Origin of the sequence: Acidovorax sp. SUPP950 (genome assembly GCF_030158935.1) — a bacterium.
In the GTDB taxonomy this organism is placed as follows: domain Bacteria; phylum Pseudomonadota; class Gammaproteobacteria; order Burkholderiales; family Burkholderiaceae_C; genus Paracidovorax.
This window is the reverse complement of the sequence record NZ_BQXE01000001.1, coordinates 1,838,478-1,856,807: the sequence shown is the minus strand read 5'-3', so window position 1 is coordinate 1,856,807 and position 18,330 is coordinate 1,838,478. Positions and strand designations below refer to the sequence as shown.

15 protein-coding genes and 1 tRNA gene are annotated in these 18,330 nt (G+C 69.5%); 9 read left to right on the top strand and 7 right to left on the bottom strand.

The window, feature by feature from the left end; genetic code table 11:
- Positions 1-87: 87 nt before the first annotated feature.
- Positions 88-1,467: a signal recognition particle protein gene (gene ffh, locus AVME950_RS08555; protein WP_272567296.1), complete on the top strand. Its 1,380-nt coding sequence runs from the start codon at positions 88-90 to the stop codon at positions 1,465-1,467.
- A 292-nt stretch (positions 1,468-1,759) separates the two neighbouring features.
- Here ffh and mdoH read toward each other — a convergent pair whose 3' ends face one another.
- The 6 genes from mdoH to AVME950_RS08525 all read right to left on the bottom strand — a co-directional run bounded on the left by mdoH (position 1,760) and on the right by AVME950_RS08525 (position 9,708).
- Entirely contained in the window at positions 1,760-3,832 is a 2,073-nt protein-coding gene (gene mdoH, locus AVME950_RS08550) for a glucans biosynthesis glucosyltransferase MdoH (protein ID WP_284429444.1), read from the bottom strand.
- A gap of 404 nt (positions 3,833-4,236) precedes the next feature.
- Complete coding sequence (locus tag AVME950_RS08545) at positions 4,237-5,637, bottom strand: sigma 54-interacting transcriptional regulator (RefSeq protein ID WP_284429443.1); 1,401 nt, start codon at positions 5,635-5,637, stop codon at positions 4,237-4,239.
- Positions 5,638-5,656: 19 nt separating this feature from the next.
- Entirely contained in the window at positions 5,657-6,364 is a 708-nt protein-coding gene (locus tag AVME950_RS08540; RefSeq protein ID WP_284429442.1) for a hypothetical protein, read from the bottom strand.
- On the bottom strand, positions 6,354-7,814 hold the full coding sequence (locus tag AVME950_RS08535; protein WP_284429596.1) for an ATP-binding protein: 1,461 nt from the start codon (positions 7,812-7,814) through the stop codon (positions 6,354-6,356). Before AVME950_RS08535 ends, AVME950_RS08540 begins: the two co-directional genes overlap by 11 nt.
- Before the next feature lie 11 nt (positions 7,815-7,825).
- A complete protein-coding gene (miaB, locus tag AVME950_RS08530; RefSeq protein ID WP_284429441.1) occupies positions 7,826-9,169 on the bottom strand; it encodes a tRNA (N6-isopentenyl adenosine(37)-C2)-methylthiotransferase MiaB in 1,344 nt (447 codons plus the stop codon).
- A 116-nt stretch (positions 9,170-9,285) separates the two neighbouring features.
- Complete coding sequence (locus AVME950_RS08525) at positions 9,286-9,708, bottom strand: hypothetical protein (protein ID WP_284429440.1); 423 nt, start codon at positions 9,706-9,708, stop codon at positions 9,286-9,288.
- Positions 9,709-9,833: 125 nt separating this feature from the next.
- Between AVME950_RS08525 and AVME950_RS08520 the strand changes: the two genes are divergently transcribed.
- A tRNA-Met gene (locus tag AVME950_RS08520) sits at positions 9,834-9,910 on the top strand.
- A 136-nt stretch (positions 9,911-10,046) separates the two neighbouring features.
- On the opposite strand, the gene AVME950_RS08515 is transcribed toward AVME950_RS08520, so the two are convergent.
- Positions 10,047-10,535, bottom strand: coding sequence for a winged helix-turn-helix transcriptional regulator (locus tag AVME950_RS08515; protein ID WP_349817229.1), 489 nt, complete (start codon positions 10,533-10,535; stop codon positions 10,047-10,049).
- Positions 10,536-10,615: 80 nt separating this feature from the next.
- Between AVME950_RS08515 and AVME950_RS08510 the strand changes: the two genes are divergently transcribed.
- From AVME950_RS08510 to AVME950_RS08480, 7 genes are all read left to right on the top strand, one after another.
- Positions 10,616-11,491: an SDR family oxidoreductase gene (locus AVME950_RS08510; RefSeq protein WP_284429439.1), complete on the top strand. Its 876-nt coding sequence runs from the start codon at positions 10,616-10,618 to the stop codon at positions 11,489-11,491.
- A 183-nt stretch (positions 11,492-11,674) separates the two neighbouring features.
- Entirely contained in the window at positions 11,675-12,664 is a 990-nt protein-coding gene (locus tag AVME950_RS08505; RefSeq protein ID WP_284429438.1) for a LysR substrate-binding domain-containing protein, read from the top strand.
- Positions 12,661-14,214, top strand: a complete 1,554-nt coding sequence (locus tag AVME950_RS08500; RefSeq protein ID WP_284429437.1) for a flavin-containing monooxygenase — start codon at positions 12,661-12,663, stop codon at positions 14,212-14,214. The genes AVME950_RS08505 and AVME950_RS08500 overlap by 4 nt, the downstream gene beginning before the upstream one ends.
- 94 nt (positions 14,215-14,308) lie before the next feature.
- Positions 14,309-15,283 (top strand): ABC transporter permease, encoded by a 975-nt coding sequence (locus tag AVME950_RS08495; RefSeq protein ID WP_284429436.1) that lies wholly within the window; start codon positions 14,309-14,311, stop codon positions 15,281-15,283.
- Positions 15,280-16,206, top strand: a complete 927-nt coding sequence (locus tag AVME950_RS08490; RefSeq protein ID WP_272567310.1) for an ABC transporter permease — start codon at positions 15,280-15,282, stop codon at positions 16,204-16,206. The genes AVME950_RS08495 and AVME950_RS08490 overlap by 4 nt, the downstream gene beginning before the upstream one ends.
- Entirely contained in the window at positions 16,203-17,246 is a 1,044-nt protein-coding gene (locus AVME950_RS08485; RefSeq protein ID WP_284429435.1) for an ABC transporter ATP-binding protein, read from the top strand. The genes AVME950_RS08490 and AVME950_RS08485 overlap by 4 nt, the downstream gene beginning before the upstream one ends.
- Positions 17,243-18,307 (top strand): ABC transporter ATP-binding protein, encoded by a 1,065-nt coding sequence (locus tag AVME950_RS08480; RefSeq protein ID WP_284429434.1) that lies wholly within the window; start codon positions 17,243-17,245, stop codon positions 18,305-18,307. The genes AVME950_RS08485 and AVME950_RS08480 overlap by 4 nt, the downstream gene beginning before the upstream one ends.
- Positions 18,308-18,330 lie beyond the last annotated feature (23 nt).

Sequence of the window (18,330 nt, the reverse complement as noted above, 5' to 3'; positions counted from 1 at the left end):
ACTCACAGTTTAGCCCTTCGCCCGCCCCCGGCGGACCTGCCTGCGGCACCAGCCGCCCAGGCACAGGGGCACTTCCGGAACACTCCTATGGCCTCCGCCCTTACCGAAAAACTCACGCGACTCGTCAAGGAGATGCGCGGCCAGGCCCGCATCACCGAATCCAACGTCCAGGACATGCTGCGCGAAGTGCGCATGGCGCTGCTGGAGGCCGACGTGGCCCTGCCGGTGGTGCGCGACTTCATCGCCCGCGTGAAGGAAAAGGCCCTGGGCCAGGAGGTGCTGGGCTCCCTCAAGCCGGGGCAGACGCTGGTGTCGATCGTGAACCGCGAGCTGGCCGCCACCATGGGCGAGGGCATCGCCGACATCAATCTGGCGGCCCAGCCGCCCGCGGTGATCCTCATGGCCGGCCTGCAGGGCGCGGGCAAGACCACCACCACCGCCAAGCTGGCCAAGCACCTGATCGAAAAGCGCAAGAAGAAGGTGCTCACCGTGTCGGGCGACGTGTACCGGCCCGCCGCCATCGAGCAGCTCAAGACCGTGACGGCGCAGGCCGGCGCCGAGTGGTTCCCGAGCACGGCCGACCAAAAGCCCCTGGACATCGCCCGCGCGGCCATCGACTACGCCAAGCGGCATTATTTCGACGTGCTGCTGGTGGACACGGCCGGGCGCCTGGCCATCGACGAAGCCTTGATGAACGAAATCAAGGAACTGCACGCTGCGCTGAACCCGGTCGAGACGCTGTTCGTCGTCGATGCCATGCAGGGGCAGGACGCCATCAACACCGCCCGCGCTTTCAAGGAGGCGCTGCCGCTCACCGGTATCGTGCTGACCAAGCTGGACGGCGACTCGCGCGGCGGCGCGGCGCTGTCGGTGCGCCAGGTGACCGGTGCGCCCATCAAGTTCGCCGGGGTGTCCGAGAAGATCGACGGCCTGGAAGTGTTCGATGCCGAGCGCCATGCCGGCCGCATCCTGGGCATGGGCGACATCGTCGCGCTGGTCGAGCAGGTGAGCGCGGGCGTGGACATGGAGGCGGCGCAGAAGCTCGCGGCCAAGGTCAAGAGCGGCGACGGCTTCGACCTGAACGACTTCCTGTCGCAGCTGCAGCAGATGAAGCAGATGGGCGGCCTGTCCAGCCTCATGGACAAGCTGCCGGCCCAGTTCTCCGCCAAGGCCGGCCAGGTAGACATGGACAAGGCGGAGAAGGACATCCGCCGCAAGGAAGGCATCATCCAGAGCATGACGCCCCTGGAGCGCCGCAAGCCCGAACTGATCAAGGCCACGCGCAAGAAGCGCATCGCCGCCGGCTCCGGTGTGCACGTGCAGGAGGTGAACCGCCTGCTGAACGAGTTCGATCAGATGCAGGGCATGATGAAGAAGATGAAGGGCGGCGGCCTCATGAAGATGATGAAGCGCATGGGTGGCATGAAGGGCCTGGGCGGCGGCGGGATGCCGAAGCTGCCGTTCTGACCCGAGCCCAGACGCCCGCCGTGCCGGTCGGATCGTAGGCACCGGTGGTGGTGTTTTGCTATAAAAAATATAGCGATATGCCCTAGTGAATCATGCGCTGGAGTCCGAAACGACTTTGATCTGTCGGCGCCTGCGCTTGGTGGATGGAACCCGATCTCCGAGCTTGGCCGATCGCCATGCGCTCGCACCGGCCCGGTCACCATTCACCTTCCCATAGAAAAAGCCGACCCGAGGGTCGGCTTTTTCATTGAAGCGCCGCGGTGGGTGGCGCGCGTTGGCAGGTGGATGCCGTTCAGGCCGCCTTCAGCACCGGGGCTGCGGAACGCAGGGGGCGGTTCTTCAGCTGGGTGGCATGCATCCATGCGCGGCGCAGGACGGGCGGAGACCATGCCTCTTCGGGGATCAGCAGCAGGCGCTGGGCCCGCACGGCACGGCCCAGGGCGATCTGGCTGGAAACCACCACCAGCGGGATGGACAGGGCCAGCGGCAGGCCGACGGGCATGAGCCAGATCAGCGCGCTCGGGTCGATCAGCGCCACGCCCAGGCCCAGCAGGGCGATCACGCCGGTCATCGGGGCCAGCTGGCGAACCGCGTCGCTCCAGGGTACGGCGTTGGCTTCGCGGGGAGGCGATTTCCATTCCAGCTTCAGGCCGGTGAGGGCGATGATCACGAACAGCGAATGGGCCAGCATGCGGATCGGGGCCTGCAGGATGGCCAGCACGCTCTCCAGGCCGGCGCTCTTGATCAGGCTGGCGGTGCCGCCGTACTGCTTTTGCTCGCCCTTCATGAAGATCGCTGCCACGCCCAGGGCGCGGGGCAGGAACAGCATGCACAGCGTCCAGGCCCACAGCGCCATCAGTTCGCTGGGCAGGATGTTCCAGTCGGACACCAGGCGGGCGCCGGCCAGCCACAGGGCCGTGCCGAAGGTGATGAAGGCCAGCCACAGGGGCGCCGACAGGTAGGCCATCGCGCCGGTGACGAACATGGCGCGGTGCACGGGGTGGATGCCGGGCTCGGCCATCAGGCGGGCGTTCTGCAGGTTGCCCTGGCACCAGCGGCGGTCACGCTGCAGCTCGGACAGCAGGTCCGGCGGTTGTTGCTCGTAGCTGCCGACCAGGTCGGACACCAGCCACACGTGGTAGCCGGCACGGCGCATCAGGGCCGCTTCCACGAAGTCGTGCGACATGATGCCGCCGCTCATGCCGCCGGTGCCCTTGATCGGGGCCAGCGCGCAGTGTTCCATGAAGGGCTGTACGCGGATGATCGCGTTGTGGCCCCAGTAGTGGGACTCGCCCAGTTGCCAGAACTGCATGCCCAGCGTGAACAGGCGGCCCGTCACGCGGGAGGCGAACTGCTGTGCACGGGCGTGCAGGGTGACGTGGCCGATGGCCTGGGTGGCGGTCTGGATGATGCCGGCACGGGGATGCGCTTCCATCAGCTTGGCCATGGAGACGATGCAATCGCCGCTCATCACGCTGTCGGCGTCGAGCACGACCATGTAGCGGTAGTCCTTGCCCCAGCGGCGGCAGAAGTCGGCCACGTTGCCGGCCTTGCGGTGGCTGCGGCGGGTGCGCAGGCGGTAGTACACCTCGACCTGCGGCTGGTTGCCGTTGGCGGCCAGGGCGGCGCGCAGGTCTTCCCACGCGGCGCGCTCGGCGGCGGCGATTTGGGGGTCGTAGCTGTCGGACAGCACGAACACGTCAAAAGTCTTGGCATGCCCCGTGGCAGCCACGGATTCGCAGGTGGCGCGCAGGCCGGCGAACACGGTGGAGACGTCCTCGTTGCAGATCGGCATGATGATCGCCGTGCGTGCATCGGCGTTCAACGGGTTGTTGCGCACGCTGGCGGCGGATAGCGCGTGCGCGTCGCCCCGCAGCATGACCCAGAAGCCCATCACGCCGGTCAGGAAGCCGGTGACGACCCAGGTGGAGAGCAGGGCGAACAGGGCGAGTTGGCCGTATTCGAGCCAGGCGCTGTCGTAGCTGGGCTGCACGCCTGCGAACAGCGTGGTGGCGAGCGCGCTGCTGGCCACGGTCAGCAGCATGAACACCAGGCGGCGCTGCTGGGCGGCCTGTTGCCAGGTTTCGGTGATTTCGGAGCCTTCCGCGGGGCGGTTGCGCTGGCCGTTCAGGCGCATGAGCAAGGCGGTGCCGATGCTGTTCCAGAAGCCGCGCCATGGCAGGGGCGCCATGGAGCCGCGGTGCACCGGCGGTGCGGTGAGCGAGTTGGGGTGGCGTTCTTCGCGCAGCGTGCTGCGGTCAGAGGCCACCGGCCGGGGGTACGTGGCGCCGCGCCGCGCCACCACGGCGGGGGCGTGCGCAACAGCGCCGACACGTCCTGCACGGGAAGATTGATGTGGGTCCATGGTTCCCTCACTGCGAAGTTGGGTTGTCGTTGGGAAAGAAGCGGCCGTCCGGCTTTCGGCGACAAACGCGCCGAAGGCCGAGGACGGGGCCGGACGCGCAGAGGTTTCACCCCGGGCCGCCTGCGCCGGTGGCTGTCCTGCAGCCACTGCTGCTGCAGGGGTCCGGTTCGCATCAGCGCGGTGCGCTGGGCGGGCGGTGGAGGAGGAAATTTCTTGCGTCATGCCGGTCTATAGGGCAAACCCTGTGCCAGCTTCTAAAAGTCTTTTTAGATCAAAGACTTACGACGTTTTTGGCCTGTAAGTGGTTGTGCGGCGCAGCAAAACCACCTCAAAACGGCCGAATCTGTCGGGATTCAGCGACCCATCCCTGGGTTGGAAACCATATTTCCTTTTAAATCAACGACTTAGTCCTGTCGCTCATCGGCGACATCGTCCGCCGCACCCGCATCGGCCTTGAAATTGCCGGGGGTCAGCGCGTGCTTTTGCAGCAGCCGGTAGAACTCGGTGCGGTTGCGCTGCGCCAGGCGGGCGGCGTCGGCCACGTTGCCGTCCGTCATCTTGAGCAGGTCCACCAGATACTCCCGTTCGAACCGCTGGCGGGCCTCTGCGAAGCTGAGCACCTGGGCCGAGGGCGTGCGCAGGGCGCGCTGTACGAGGCCCAGCGACACCAGGGGCGTGGTGGACAGGGCGCAGACCTGTTCCACCACGTTGAAGAGCTGTCGCACGTTGCCGGGCCAGGCGGCCGTGGTCAGCGCCTTCAAGGCCTCCGGCGAGAAGCCGGACAGGCGCTTGTCGTACTTGCGGGCCAGGTTGTCCAGGAAGTGGTTGGCCAGCAGCGCGATGTCCTCGCGCCGGTCGCCCAGCGTGGGCAGGGTCAGCGTGACGACGTTCAGGCGGTAGTAGAGGTCTTCCCGGAACTGGGCGGCGGCCATGGCCGTCTCCAGGTCCCGGTGGGTGGCCGAGATGATGCGCACGTTCACCGGCGTCGCCTGGCTCGCGCCCACCGGGCGCACGGCACGCTCCTGCAGCACGCGCAGCAGCTTGACCTGCAGGGCAGGCGGCATATCCCCGATTTCGTCGAGCAGCAGCGTGCCGCCATCCGCCGCCTGGAACAGGCCCTTGTGGTTGGTCACCGCGTCGGTGAATGCACCCTTCATGTGGCCGAACAGCTCGGATTCGAGCAGCGCTTCGGGAATGGCGCCGCAGTTGACCGCCACGAAGGGCCGGTTGGCGCGCGGACTGGCGCGGTGGATGGCGCGTGCCAGCAGTTCCTTGCCGGTGCCGCTGTCGCCCAGCAGCAGCACGCTGGCATCGGACTGCGCCACCATGTGGGCCTCGGCCAGCAGGTCCGCCATGCGGTTGGAGCGGCTGATGATCTCGGCGCGCCAGGCGTCGTCGGCGCGGGTGGCCTGCGCCGTGGGCGTACTGAACGCCAGGGCCTGGGCGATCTTGTCCAGCAGGTCCTTGGCGTCGTAGGGCTTGGTGAGGTAGGTGAAGACACCGCGTGCCGTGGCCTCCACTGCGTCGGGGATCGTGCCGTGCGCGGTCAGCAGGATGACCGGCAGCGAGGGGTGGCGCGAGCGCACCTCGTCGAACAGCGCCAGGCCGTCGCGCCCCGGCAGCCGGACGTCGCTCAGCACGAGCTGGGGACGGTCGATGTCCAGCTGCGCTAGCGCGGCCTCGGCGGACGTCACCGCCGTGACCTCGTATCCCGCGCCCTGCAGGCGCAGGGACAGCAGCCGCAGCATGTCGGCGTCGTCGTCCACCACAAGGATGCGTTGGCGGTGTCCGGAGGAAGCTTTCATGGTGGCGATCGGTTGGCGGTCAGCGTTGGGGTTCTGCGGCGGGAGGGGGCTGCGCGCCCTTGGCGGGGTCGTTGACGCCGCCGGGCCGCGCGTTGAGGCTGCGCTCGATGGCGCGCATGGCCTCCAGCCGATCGTTCAGCTGGTCGATCCGCCGCTGGGCATCGCGCAGTTGCTGGTTCTGCCGGTCCAGCTGGTCTTCCAGCCGGCGCTGCTGCAGCAGCCGTCCTTCCAGCAGGCGGGCCAGCGGGTGCAAGGCCGGTGCGGGCGCCGTGGTATCGGCCATCACGCGCTGCACCAACCCGAGGGCCCGGGCCGTGTCGGGCGGCTGGCGCGTGTGCATGAGCACGATGGCCAGCTGCAGCGGCTTTTCGGGCGACTGCTGCTGCGCATTGGACAACTGCGTGATCTCGGCGGCAAGCTCCGCCGTGCCCATGCTGCGCACCTTGTCCGCGTACTGCAGCATCTGCCGCGGAACGGAAGGGCGCTGGCTGCCGTTGTCCTTGCTGGTGGGTTCGGACACCGGTGCGGGGGGCTCGTCGGGCTCTTCCTTCGGCGGCGGGGCGGTGGGTGCAGGCACTTCCACGGGCGGGGGCGGAGGCGGCGCCGGCGGTGGATTGGCGCAGCCCGTGCTCAGCAGGGCCACCGCCAGCAGCAGGCCGGCCGGCCCGGCGCTGCGCGCACCGAAGACCACTCGCGGGACGGAGTGCGACGGGAAATCAGGAGACATGGGGCAATTCAATGCGGAAGGGGGTGCGTTCGCCGTCTTCCACAAGGGTGACGTGGCCGCCGTGGGCGCTCACGTATTCCTGGACGATGGACAGGCCGATGCCCGTGCCGCGTGCGGCGTCCTCGGGTTGGCGCACACCCCGATAAAACGGTTCGAAGATGCGGGAGCGGTCATTCTCATGCACTCCGGGGCCGTCATCCGCGAAATCGATGCGAATCCGGTCGGGAAAACGTGACAAGGTGATCCGAATCGTTCCGCCGCGCGGCGAAAACCGGATGGCGTTCGACAGCAGGTTGCTGACCGCCGGGGCGATCTTCTCCGCGTCGATCTGCAGCGCCACCGGCGCGCCCTCCACCACCACGTCGAGCTTCTTGGCCTGCCAGTGCAGGCGCTGGGCCTCCACCTGGCTTTCGATGAGCGCGAGCAGGTCGGTCTCCGCGCGGCGCAACTGGCGCGCTTCGAACGCCGCGGCGTTGAAGCGCAGCAGCGCCTCGATCTCGCCCTGCAGCACCAGGGTGTTCTGGTGCAGGATGTCCACCACCTCGCGCTGGCCTTCGGTCAGCTCACCCGTCACGCCGTCCTGCAGCAGCGCCACGCCTTCGCGCATCGAGGCCAGCGGCGTCTTGAGTTCATGGGAGACGTGACGCAGGAAGCGGGCCTTGTCGGCATCCAGCTCCAGCAGCCGCATGCGCAGCCATTCCAGTTGCTGGCCCACGCGGCGGATGTCCACCGGGCCGGAGAGGTCCACCGCCTGCGACAGGTCGTTCTCGCCCAGCAGGCGGATGGCGTGCTCCATGCGCTTGAACGGCCGGGCCAGCCAGATGCCGAAGGCCAGCGCCAGGGCGAGCGCCAGCACGATCACGCCCACCACCTGGTGCGTCACCTCGCGCCGGCTGGCCTCGATCTTTTCCAGCAGTTCGGTGCTGCGCTGCGCATTCATGTCCTGCACGGTCTGGGCGATGGTGCCGTTGAGCGCGTCCAGCTCGAGGAACAGCGCCGCCACCACCCGCTCGTTTTCCAGCGACAGCGCCGCGGGGCCGTCCAGCAGCGACGTGACCTCGCCCAGGTGCTTGCGCCACTGGTTGGGCAGGTCCGGCGGCAGGCCCTTGGCCTCCAGCCGCTGCAGGATGTCGCGGGCCTCGCGCGAGACCTCGTCGAACCGCCGCCGCAGCGACTTGTCAGCCAGCACCAGGGACTGGCGCGCCGCGCGCTCCAGTGTCTGGCTGCGCCCGTTCAGGCTCTGCGCCGAAGCGTTGAGCTGGATCGCCTCGGCCGCGCCGTTGCGGCTCTGGCCCATCAGCTGCTCCAGCGTGAAGATCGCCCGCAGCGAACTGGCGCCGAGCAGTCCGGCGATCAGCAGGAAAGCCAGCAGCATCATCTGCTGGAACGACAGGCCACCGAGCGCAGCCACCCCTTGCTGCCGGCGCAGGAAGCGCATCGCGAATGCCATGCCCATGCGGCTCAGTGCGCCAGCGCCGGTTCGCGCACCACCACCTCGCCGCGCAGGGTGTAGGCCTTGGCCTCGGTGATGGCCACGTCCACCATCTGCCCGACCAGCCGGGGCTGGCCGACGAAGTTGACGACGCGGTTGCATTCGGTGCGGCCCATCAGCTCGCTGGCGTCGCGCTTGGAGGCGCCTTCGACCAGGATGCGCTGCACCGTGCCCACGCGGCTTTCGCTGATCGACTTGATGTTGCCGTTGATCACGGCCTGCAGTTCCTGCAGACGGCGCAGCTTCACCTCGTGCGGCGTGTCGTCGTGCAGGCTGGCGGCGGGCGTGCCCGGACGCGGGCTGAAGATGAAGCTGAAACTGTTGTCGAAGTGCACGTCGTCGATGAGCTTCATCATCTTGCGGAAGTCCTCTTCCGTCTCGCCTGGGAATCCCACGATGAAGTCGCTGCTCATGGCCAGGTCCGGCCGGATCGCGCGCAGCTTGCGCACGGTGCTCTTGTATTCCATGGCGGTGTAGCCCCGCTTCATGGCCATGAGGATGCGGTCGGCGCCGTGCTGGACCGGCAGGTGCAGGTGGCTGGCCAGCTTGGGGATGCGCGCATAGGCCTCGATCAGGCGCGGCGTGAATTCGTTGGGGTGGCTTGTGGTGTAGCGGATGCGCTCGATGCCTGGAATGTCGGCCACGTATTCCAGCAGCAGCGCGAAGTCGGCGATTTCCGCCGTGTCGCCCATCTTGCCCAGGTAGGCGTTCACGTTCTGGCCCAGCAATGTGATCTCTTTCACGCCCTGGTCGGCGAGCCCCGCGACCTCGACCAGCACGTCGTCGAACGGCCGGCTCACCTCCTCGCCGCGGGTGTAGGGCACCACGCAGTAGCTGCAGTATTTGCTGCAGCCTTCCATGATGGAGACGAAGGCGCTGGCGCCTTCCACGCGCGCGGGGGGCAGGTGGTCGAACTTCTCGATCTCGGGAAAGCTGATGTCCACCTGCGGGCGGCGCTGCACCTCGCGCTGGGCCAGCAGCTCGGGCAGGCGGTGCAGCGTCTGCGGTCCGAACACCACGTCCACGTAGGGCGCGCGCTTGATGATCTCGGCGCCTTCCTGGCTGGCCACGCAGCCGCCCACACCGATCTTCACGCCCCGCTCTTTCAGGTGCTTGATGCGCCCGAGGTCGCTGAAGACCTTCTCCTGCGCCTTCTCGCGCACCGAGCAGGTGTTGAAGAGGATCAGGTCCGCCTCGTCCACGTTCTGCGTGGGCTCGTAGCCCTGGGCGGCATGCAGCACATCGGCCATCTTGTCCGAGTCGTACTCGTTCATCTGGCAGCCGAAGGTTTTGATGAAGACTTTTTTGCTCATGGGGAATCTCTGGTGTCGGTAGCGCTGCCCGCGGCCAATGGCGGGCGGGGCCGGTCGTGCGGCTGGAAAGGGATGGCGCACCCAGCGGCCGCAGCGCTGGCGGCCCCCGGGCCTGCCTATCGCTTGGGAATCTCGGATTCGAAGATGAAATTGCGGTCCGTCGACGTCGCACCCTTGCGCGGCTGGGCCGCTTCATCCTTGCTGAGGATCCAGGCGGTCAGCAGCATGCCCGTGCTGGCCTCGACGACATAGTTCACCGTGAACTTCTGCCCGATCACCGAGTGGGCCATGACCAGCGTGTTCTGCGGGCTGAGCAGGCGCATGCCAGGGGCCATGCGGATGGCCTTGCCATCCAGCTGCGCATCGACGGTGCTGTTGATGGCCAGCGTGCCGCGCAGGGCATTTTCAGGAAAGGTGCGCACGCCGCCCAGGGGGGCGACCACCTGGGCCGCGGCGGGCAGGACCGCGCCGCAGAGCAGGGCGCTGGCCAACAAGGGCGCGAAGAGAAAGGAAAAACGAGCAGTGGGGCAGCGGTTCATGGTTTACATCCAGGGGCTGGGGGCGCGATTTTACGTGCAGGCCCGGGACGATCGCCGGCCGCGTTGGAGGGAGCGACAAGAAAAGTCTTGAACGCCAAAAAAGTCGCGCTATAATTGAAGGCTTAGGCGCTTTAGCTCAGTCGGTTAGAGCGATGGAATCATAATCCACAGGTCCGCGGTTCGAATCCGTGAAGCGCCACCAAACAAAAAAGGGGCTGCGTGCAAACGCAGCCCCTTTTGCTTTTTCGGCCCGCTGGCGGGCAAGGGATGGTGGGAATTCATGCTTCCCTCGTGCCCCATGGCCCCGGAGCCCGGCGGCCACGAAAGCCGCCGTCCAGTCACCCCATCGCGGCGGGTGCTACCGCCTCTGCCGGCCGTTGCACCACCGCGCCATCGAACCGTTCCCGCGCACTGCGGATGTTCCGATGGTTCATTTCCGCCCACTGCAGCAATTGCGACAGCGGCGCCAGCACCGACTGCCCCAAAGCCGACAGCCGGTACTCCACACTGGGCGGCTTGGTCGGAAAGACGTGCCGGGTCAGCAGGCCGTCGCGCTCCAGGGACCGCAGGGTCTGGGCCAGCATGCGCTTGGAGATGTCGGGCACGGCCCGTTGCAGTGCGCCGAAGCGCAAGGGGGCCGGGGCGAGCGTCAGCAGGATCAGCGTGGTCCATTTGTCGCCGATGTGGTCCAGCACGTCGCGCACCGGACACTGGCCGAGGTCCAGCCCTTCGGGGCGCTCGCGCATCCAGGCCTGGGTGGCAGCGAGGGCTTCAAGGGCCTCGGGGGCGGCCGGGGCAGGGGGGTGAGCGTCAGGTAACCAGGGCATGAAAAGCTGCCTTCTTGTGGAAAGTTGGGGCGGTTCCTAATATAGACCTCCTCTCCAATCCATACCTAGAGGATCTTTGCATGTCCACTTCTTCCCCCCGCCTGCTCGTCACCGGCGCCAATGGCCAGCTCGGCCGCCTCGTCATCCAGCAGCTTCTCACGCGGGTGCCGGCCTCGCAGATCGTGGCCTCGGTGCGCAACGTGGAGAAAAGCGCGTCCGTGCTGCCCGCAGGCATCGAGCTGCGCCAGGCGGACTACGGCGATGCGGCCTCATGGGATGCCGCGCTGCAGGGCATCGACCGCGTGCTGTTGATTTCTTCCAGCGAGGTCGGCAGCCGGGTCGCGCAGCATGGCAATGTCATCAGCGCGGCAGCCCGGGCAAAGGTGCAACTGATCGCCTACACGAGCGTGCTGCATGCCGACGTGTCTCCGCTGGGCTTGGCGAAAGAGCATCTGGCGACCGAGGTGCTGCTCCAGGAGTCGGGTGTGCCCTTCGTGCTGCTGCGCAACAACTGGTACACCGAGAACAATCTGATGGGCATTGCCGATGCGCTCGGCCGCGGCGTGCTGGTGGGCAGCTCGGGCGAAGGCCGGTTCGCTTCGGCGTCGCGGGAGGACTACGCCGCCGCGGCTGCCGCCGTGCTGGCCGCGAAGGACAGCCATGCCGGCAAGGTGTATGAACTCGCGGGCGACGATGCCTACACCCGGGCCGAGCTGGCGCAGGAAGTGTCACGCCAGGCCGGCAAGCCGCTGGCTTATCAGGACATGCCCGAAGCCGCCTACCGCGACCTGCTGGTGCAGGTGGGGCTGCCTGCGCCTGTGGCCGAGATGCTCGCGCAAAGCGACGCCAGCGCTGCCAAGGGCGCGTTGTTCGACAGCGGTCGCCAGCTCAGTGCGCTGATCGGCCGGCCCACGACGCCTCTGGCGGCGTCGGTGAGCGAAGCCCTGAAATCCTGAATTAGCAGGCCCAGCCTACCCCCACCCCCGCGTAGATTCCGGCCGGTCGCACGGCCGGGCGTTGCCGAAGGCGAGCGTCAAGCCCCCCGCTTGCGCCCCTTCGGCATTTGCATATGTGGTCAAAGTATTTGTAATTCGCATGCAAGGGCCTCATGATTTCGCAAAACGCATGAAATCAAGCCCATGGAATTGCGCCAGCTCGAAGCCTTCGCCGCGGTGATGTCCACCGGCAGCGTGACCGCGGCCGCGCGCCTGCTGGACCGCTCGCAGCCCTCCGTCAGCCGCTCGCTGCAGGAACTGGAGGCCGAGATCGGCTATGCGCTCTTCGCCCGCGGCGGCCCGCGCGTCACGCCGACCGAGCAGGGCTTTTTGCTGTACGAGGACGTGGAGCGCGCACTCGGCGGCCTGCGGCAGATCCGCGATCGCGCCGCCGAGATCGCGCGCGGCGAAGCCCGGCCCCTGCGCCTGGCCGCCACCTCGGCGCTGGCCGTGGGCCTGCTGCCCCAGGCGCTGCGCCTGGCCGAGCCGCACACCGGCAGCGCGGCCATCCAGTTGCGCAGCACCTCGCCCGAAGAGGTGGTGCATGCCGTGCTCACGGGCGCGGTGCAATTGGGGGCCACCAGCCTGCCGCTGGAGCACCGGGGGCTGCAGGTGCACTGGATCGCCCAGACCGCCTGCATGGCCGTGCTCCCGCAGGATGACCCGCTCGCCGCCCAGGCCGTGGTGCCGCTGGCCGCGCTGGCCGAGCGCCGACTCATCACCTTGAGCAATCCGTTTCGCCTGCGCGGGCGCATCGATCGGGCGCTGGCCCAGGTCGGCCAGCCGGGGCTGGCGCGCCGCGATGCGATCGAGACCAATTCGTCCGTCAACGCCCAGGCCGCCGTGCGCGCCGGGCTGGGCGTGGCAGTGCTGGAGCCGCTGACCGCGCTGGGCCTGCCCTGCGACGGCGTGGCCGTGCGGCCGCTGGACACCGACATTCCTTTTTTCTTCGGGGTCATCACGCCCCAGGCGCAGCCCGTCACGCCGCAGGTGCAGGCCGTGGCGGATGCGCTGCTGCAGGCGGCCCGGCCGCTGCCGGGCTTCGTGCAACACGCCCCGCAAGCGCATGCCGCGCTGCTGCAGGCGCTCTACGGCGGCGATGCCGGCCCCACTGCTTCCGAGGTTTCCGAATGACGATTGCCACCCCCACCGATTCCACCCTTGCGCCCGCGCCCGCCGGGCTGGCCGCCCTGGAGGCGCGCCTGCGCCAGGACCTGCAATGGCTGGGCCTGCCCGCGCGGCGCTGGGTGCCGCCCCGGCTGACCGAGGCGGGCGAGCCGGTGCTGGACGTGGCCATCGTCGGCGGCGGCATGGCCGGGCTGGCGCTGGGCGCCTCGCTGGCGCACATGGGTGTGCAGGCACCGCTGTTCGATCGTGCGCCCGAGGGCTTCGAGGGCCCTTGGGCGACCACCGCGCGCATGGAGACCCTGCGCTCGCCCAAGGAGCTGACCGGGCCCGCGCTGGGCCTGCCGGCGCTCACCTTCCGCGCCTGGTTCGAGGCGCAGTTCGGCCTGCCGGCCTGGGCGGCGCTCGACAAGATCCCACGCCTGCAGTGGATGGATTACCTGCGCTGGTACCGCCGCGTGCTGGGCCTGGACGTGCGCAACCGCCAGCGCGTGCTGGCCGTGCGCCCGCGCGCCGACGGCCTGGTGCGGATCGACCTGGCCGACGATGCCAACGGCGGCGCGCCCCACCACGTACTGGCCCGCCATGCGGTGCTGGCCACGGGCCGCGACGGCCTCGGCGGCCCCTGGGTACCCGACTGGGCGCGGGCGCTGCCGGCGGGCCGCTGGGCGCACTCGGCCAATGTGTGGGACGGCGCCGCGCTGCGCGGCCTGCGCGTGGCGGTGGTGGGCGGCGGGGCCTCGGCCATGGATTCGGCCGCCACGGCGCTGGAGGCCGGCGCCGCGCGCGTGGACCTGCTGGTGCGCCGCGCCGAGCTGCCCCGCGTGAACAAGGGCAAGGGCGCCGGCAACCCCGGCATGGCGCACGGCTTTTGGTCGCTGCCGGACGAATGGAAGTGGCGCTTTCGCCATTACCTGAACGTGCAGCAGGTGCCGCCGCCGCACGGCAGCACGCTGCGCGTGTCGCGCCACGCCAACGCGCACTTCCACCTGGGGGCCGGCGTGCACGGCGCGTCCGTGCGGCCCGATGGCGCGGTGCGCCTGGAGACCGCCAAGGGCCCGCTGGCCGCCGACTTCGTGATTTTCTGCACCGGCTTTCGCACCGACTGGGCGTTGCGCCCGGAGTTCGCCGCGTTCGCGCCGGCCGTGCGCCTGTGGCAGGACCGCTTCGTGCCGCCGGCCGGCGAGGACGATGCCGAGCTGGCCGCCTCGCCCGACCTGGGGCCGCTGTTCGAGTTCCAGGAGAAGGCGCCCGGCGCCTGCCCGGGCCTGGACCGCGTGCACTGCTTCAACTACGGCGGCGCGCTGTCGCAGGGCGCGGGCGCGGGCGACATCCCGCAGATCAGCGATGGCGCCCAGCGCCTGGCGCGGGGCCTGGCCGCCCGCCTGCTGGCCGACGACGCCGCGCTGCACTACGCGGCCATGCAGCGCTACGAAGAGCCCGAGCTGGACGGCGACGAATGGACGCCGGCGGCCTTCCCGGCCTATGGGCCCGAAGCCGCCGCGCCGGCCGCCAGCGCCCCGGCCCTCCCCGAAAGCGCCCCGGAGGTCACGCGATGATTGCTATGAAAATAATAGCTATATGCCCTAGTGGATATTGCACTGGAGGCCTTTTTGCCTTGAAGCGCTCGCGGCCGCCCGCGGCCCCGCGGCCATGACCGGCTGGCTGCTGCGCCGCCTGGGCCAGGCGCTGCTGGTGGTGCTGGCCATGACGGTGATCGTGTTCGTGGGCCTGCACGCCATCGGCAACCCGGTGGACATCCTGATCGGCGACGACATGAACCAGCAGGAGCGCCTGGCCGCCATCGCGCGGCTGGGGCTCGACCAGCCGCTGTGGCGCCAGTACCTGGCCTTCATCGACGGCGCGCTGCACGGCAGCCTGGGCAAGAGCTTCGTGTACCAGGAAGATGCCGTGCGCCTGATCCTGCAGCGCCTGCCCGCCACGCTGGAGCTGGCCCTGGCCGCGCTGGTGCTGGCGGTGGTGCTGGGCGTGCCGCTGGGGCTTTATGCCGGCATGCGGCCGGACAGCGCGGTGTCCAGGGCGCTCATGGCGGTCAGCATCGCGGGCTTTTCGCTGCCGGCGTTCTGGGTGGCGCTGATGCTCATCATGGTGTTCAGCGTGCAACTGGGGTGGATGCCCGCCAGCGGCCGCGGCGCCACGCGCGAGCTGTTCGGCGTGCCGTGGTCGTTCCTCACGCTCGATGGCCTGCAGCACCTGGCGCTGCCGGCGTTCAACCTGGCGCTGTTCAAGATCTCGCTGGTGCTGCGGCTCACGCGGGCCGGCGTGCGCGAGGTGCTGCCGCAGGACTTCGTGAAGTTCGCGCGCGCCAAGGGCCTGTCGCCCGCGCGGGTGATGTGCATGCACGTGCTGCGCAACACGCTGATCCCGCTCGTCACGGTGCTGGGCCTGGAACTGGGCTCGACCATCGCCTATGCGGTGGTGACGGAGAGCATCTTCGCGTGGCCCGGTGCGGGCAAGCTGATCCTGGACAGCATCAACAGCCTGGACCGCCCCGTGGTCGTGGCCTACCTGATGGTGGTGGTCGTGATCTTCGTGACGCTCAACCTGGTGGTGGACGTGCTCTACCGCCTGCTGGACCCGCGCGCCCGGGTGGAGGGCGCGGCATGACGCAGCCTGTGGTTTCGCCCGACGCTCCCGTGGCGCGGGGCTTCGACGACCGGTCGATCTGGTACCGCGTGGCGGCGGATTTCCTGCGCTCGCGCACCGCGGCCGCCGCGCTGGCCGTGCTGGCGCTGGTGGTGATCGCGGCGCTGGCCGCGCCCTGGATCACGCCGCAGAACCCCTACGACCTGATGCAGCTCGATGTGCTGGACGCGCGCCTGAAGCCCGGCGCGGCCAACGCCGAGGGCACCTTCACCTACTGGCTGGGCACGGACGGGCAGGGGCGCGATCTGTACTCGGCCATCGTGTACGGCCTGCGCATCAGCCTGCTGGTGGGCGTGGGCTCGGCCGTGGTGGCGGCGGTGATCGGCACGCTGGTGGGGCTGCTCGCGGCCTACGCGGGCGGCAAGGTCGATGCGCTGCTGATGCGCGTGGTCGACCTGCTGCTGTCGTTTCCGACCATCCTCATGGCGCTGATGATCCTGGCCTACGTGGGCAAGGGCGTGGGCAACGTGGTGCTCACGCTGGTGCTGCTGGAGTGGGCCTACTACGCCCGCACGGCGCGCGGCCAGGCGCTGGTGGAGGCGCGCCGCGAATACGTGGAGGCCGCGCGCGGCCAGGGCATTCCGGGCTGGCGCATCGTCACCGGGCACATCCTGCCCAACTGCCTGCCGCCGCTCTTGGTGATCGGCGCGCTGCAGGTGGCGCGCGCCATCACGCTGGAGGCCACGCTGTCGTTCCTGGGCCTGGGCGTGCCGATCACCGAGCCCTCGCTGGGCCTCCTGATCTCCAACGGCTACCAGTACCTGCTGTCCAACGAATACTGGATCAGCTTCTTTCCCGGCCTGGCGCTGCTGTTCACCATCGTCGCGATCAACCTCGTGGGCGACCAGTTGCGCGACGTGCTCAACCCGAGGCTGCAGAAATGATGGGCACCGCATCGTCTTCCCCGATCCCGGCGTCCGCCGCAGCCGTGCCCGCCGGCGTTCCCACGCTGGAGGTGCGCGATCTGCGCACGCGCTTTCACACCCGCGCCGGCGTGCTGCCGGTGGTGGACGGCGTGTCGTTCACGCTCGGGCGCGGCAAGGTGCTGGGCCTGGTGGGCGAGTCGGGCTCGGGCAAATCCGTCACCGGCTTCTCGATCATGGGGCTGGTCGATCCGCCCGGCCGCGTGGAGGGCGGGCAGGTGCTGTTCCAGGGCCGCGACCTCACCACGCTGCCGGCCGCCGAGCGGCGCGCGCTGCAGGGCAACCGCATCGCCATGATCTTCCAGGACCCGATGGCCACGCTCAACCCGGTGCTGCGCGTGGACACGCAGATGATCGAGGCCGTCAAGGCCCACCGCCGCGCCACCACCGCCGAGGCCCGCGCCCTGTCGCGCGACACGCTGGCGCTGATGGGCATTCCCAGCCCCGACGACCGGCTGCGGGCCTACCCGCACCAGCTGTCGGGCGGCATGCGCCAGCGCGTGGCGATCGCCATCGCGCTGCTGCACGGGCCCGACCTCGTCATCGCCGACGAGCCGACCACGGCGCTGGACGTGACCATCCAGGCGCAGATCCTGTCCGAGGTGCAAAAGCTGGTGCGCGAGCGCGGCACCTCGCTGATCTGGATCAGCCACGACCTGTCGGTGGTGGCGGGCCTGGCCGACGAGATCGCCGTGATGTATGCCGGGCGCATCGTGGAGCACGGCACGGTGGACGACGTGCTCGACCACCCGCAGCACCCCTACACCCAGGGCCTGATCGGCAGCCTGCCCAGCGCCAACCGGCGCGGCGAGCGGCTGCGGCAGATTCCCGGCATGGCGCCGTCGCTGCTGCACATGCCCCCGGGCTGTGCCTTCGCGCCGCGCTGCCCACGCGCCAGCGCCGCCTGCGGCGTGCCGCCGGCCATCACGCACCCGCGCGCCCAGGCCCCGGCGCACGCGGTGCGGTGCTTCCATCCCGGTGCTTCGGAGGGCGCGGCATGAGCGAGGTTCGCGACGTTCTTTCGCCGCCAGGCCCTGGCGGCGCCAACCCGGCCACGGCCGCCGCCCCGCCGCTGGTGGAGCTGCGCGGCGTGGCCAAGCGCTTCGGCCAGCAGCCGCCGCCGGGCCCCGTGGGCCGGGCGCTGCGGCGCCTGGGCCTGTCGAAGGCGCCCGTGGTGACCCACGCGGTCGACGGCGTGGACCTGGCGGTGCACGCGGGCGAGGTCGTGGGCCTGGTGGGCGAGTCGGGCTGCGGCAAGTCCACGCTGGGCCGCATCGCCGCCGGGCTGCTGCCGGCCACCGAGGGCGAGGTGCGGGTGGACGGGCGCCCGCTCGAAGGATTGAGCCACCGCGACCGGCTGGCCGCGCGGCTGCGCACGCAGATGGTGTTCCAGGACCCGTTCGCCAGCCTGAACCCGCGCCTGCGTGTCTCGCGCATCGTGGGCGAGGCGGCGCTGCTGCACGGCCTGACCGATGCCGCCGGGCTCGATGACTACGTGAGCGCCCAGCTGCGCCGCGCGGGGCTCGACCCGGCGCTGCGCCACCGCTACCCGCACCAGTTCAGCGGCGGGCAGCGCCAGCGCATCGGCATCGCCCGCGCGCTGGCGGTGCAGCCGGGCCTGCTGGTGTGCGACGAGGCCGTGGCGGCGCTGGACGTGTCGATCCAGGCGCAGATCCTCAACCTGTTCATGGACCTGCGCGACCAGCTGGGCCTGACCTACCTGTTCATCAGCCACGACCTGGGCGTGGTGGAACACGTGTGCGACCGCGTGGTGGTGATGTACCTGGGCCGCGTGGTCGAGAGCGCGCCGGTCGAGGAGCTCTTCGCCCGGCCCAACCACCCCTACACGCAGGCGCTGCTGGCCGAGATCCCGAGCGTGGCCGCGCGGCGCACGCGCTTTTCGTCCATCCGCGGCGAGATCCCCAGCCCCATTTCGCCGCCCTCTGGCTGCCATTTCCATCCCCGGTGCCCGCACGCCATGCCGCGCTGCGCCACCGAGGTGCCGCGGCTGCGCGGCATCGCCGTGCGGCACGAGCGCGCCTGCCACCTCAACGACGGCTGAGCGCTCACCGTCCAACGCCCGTT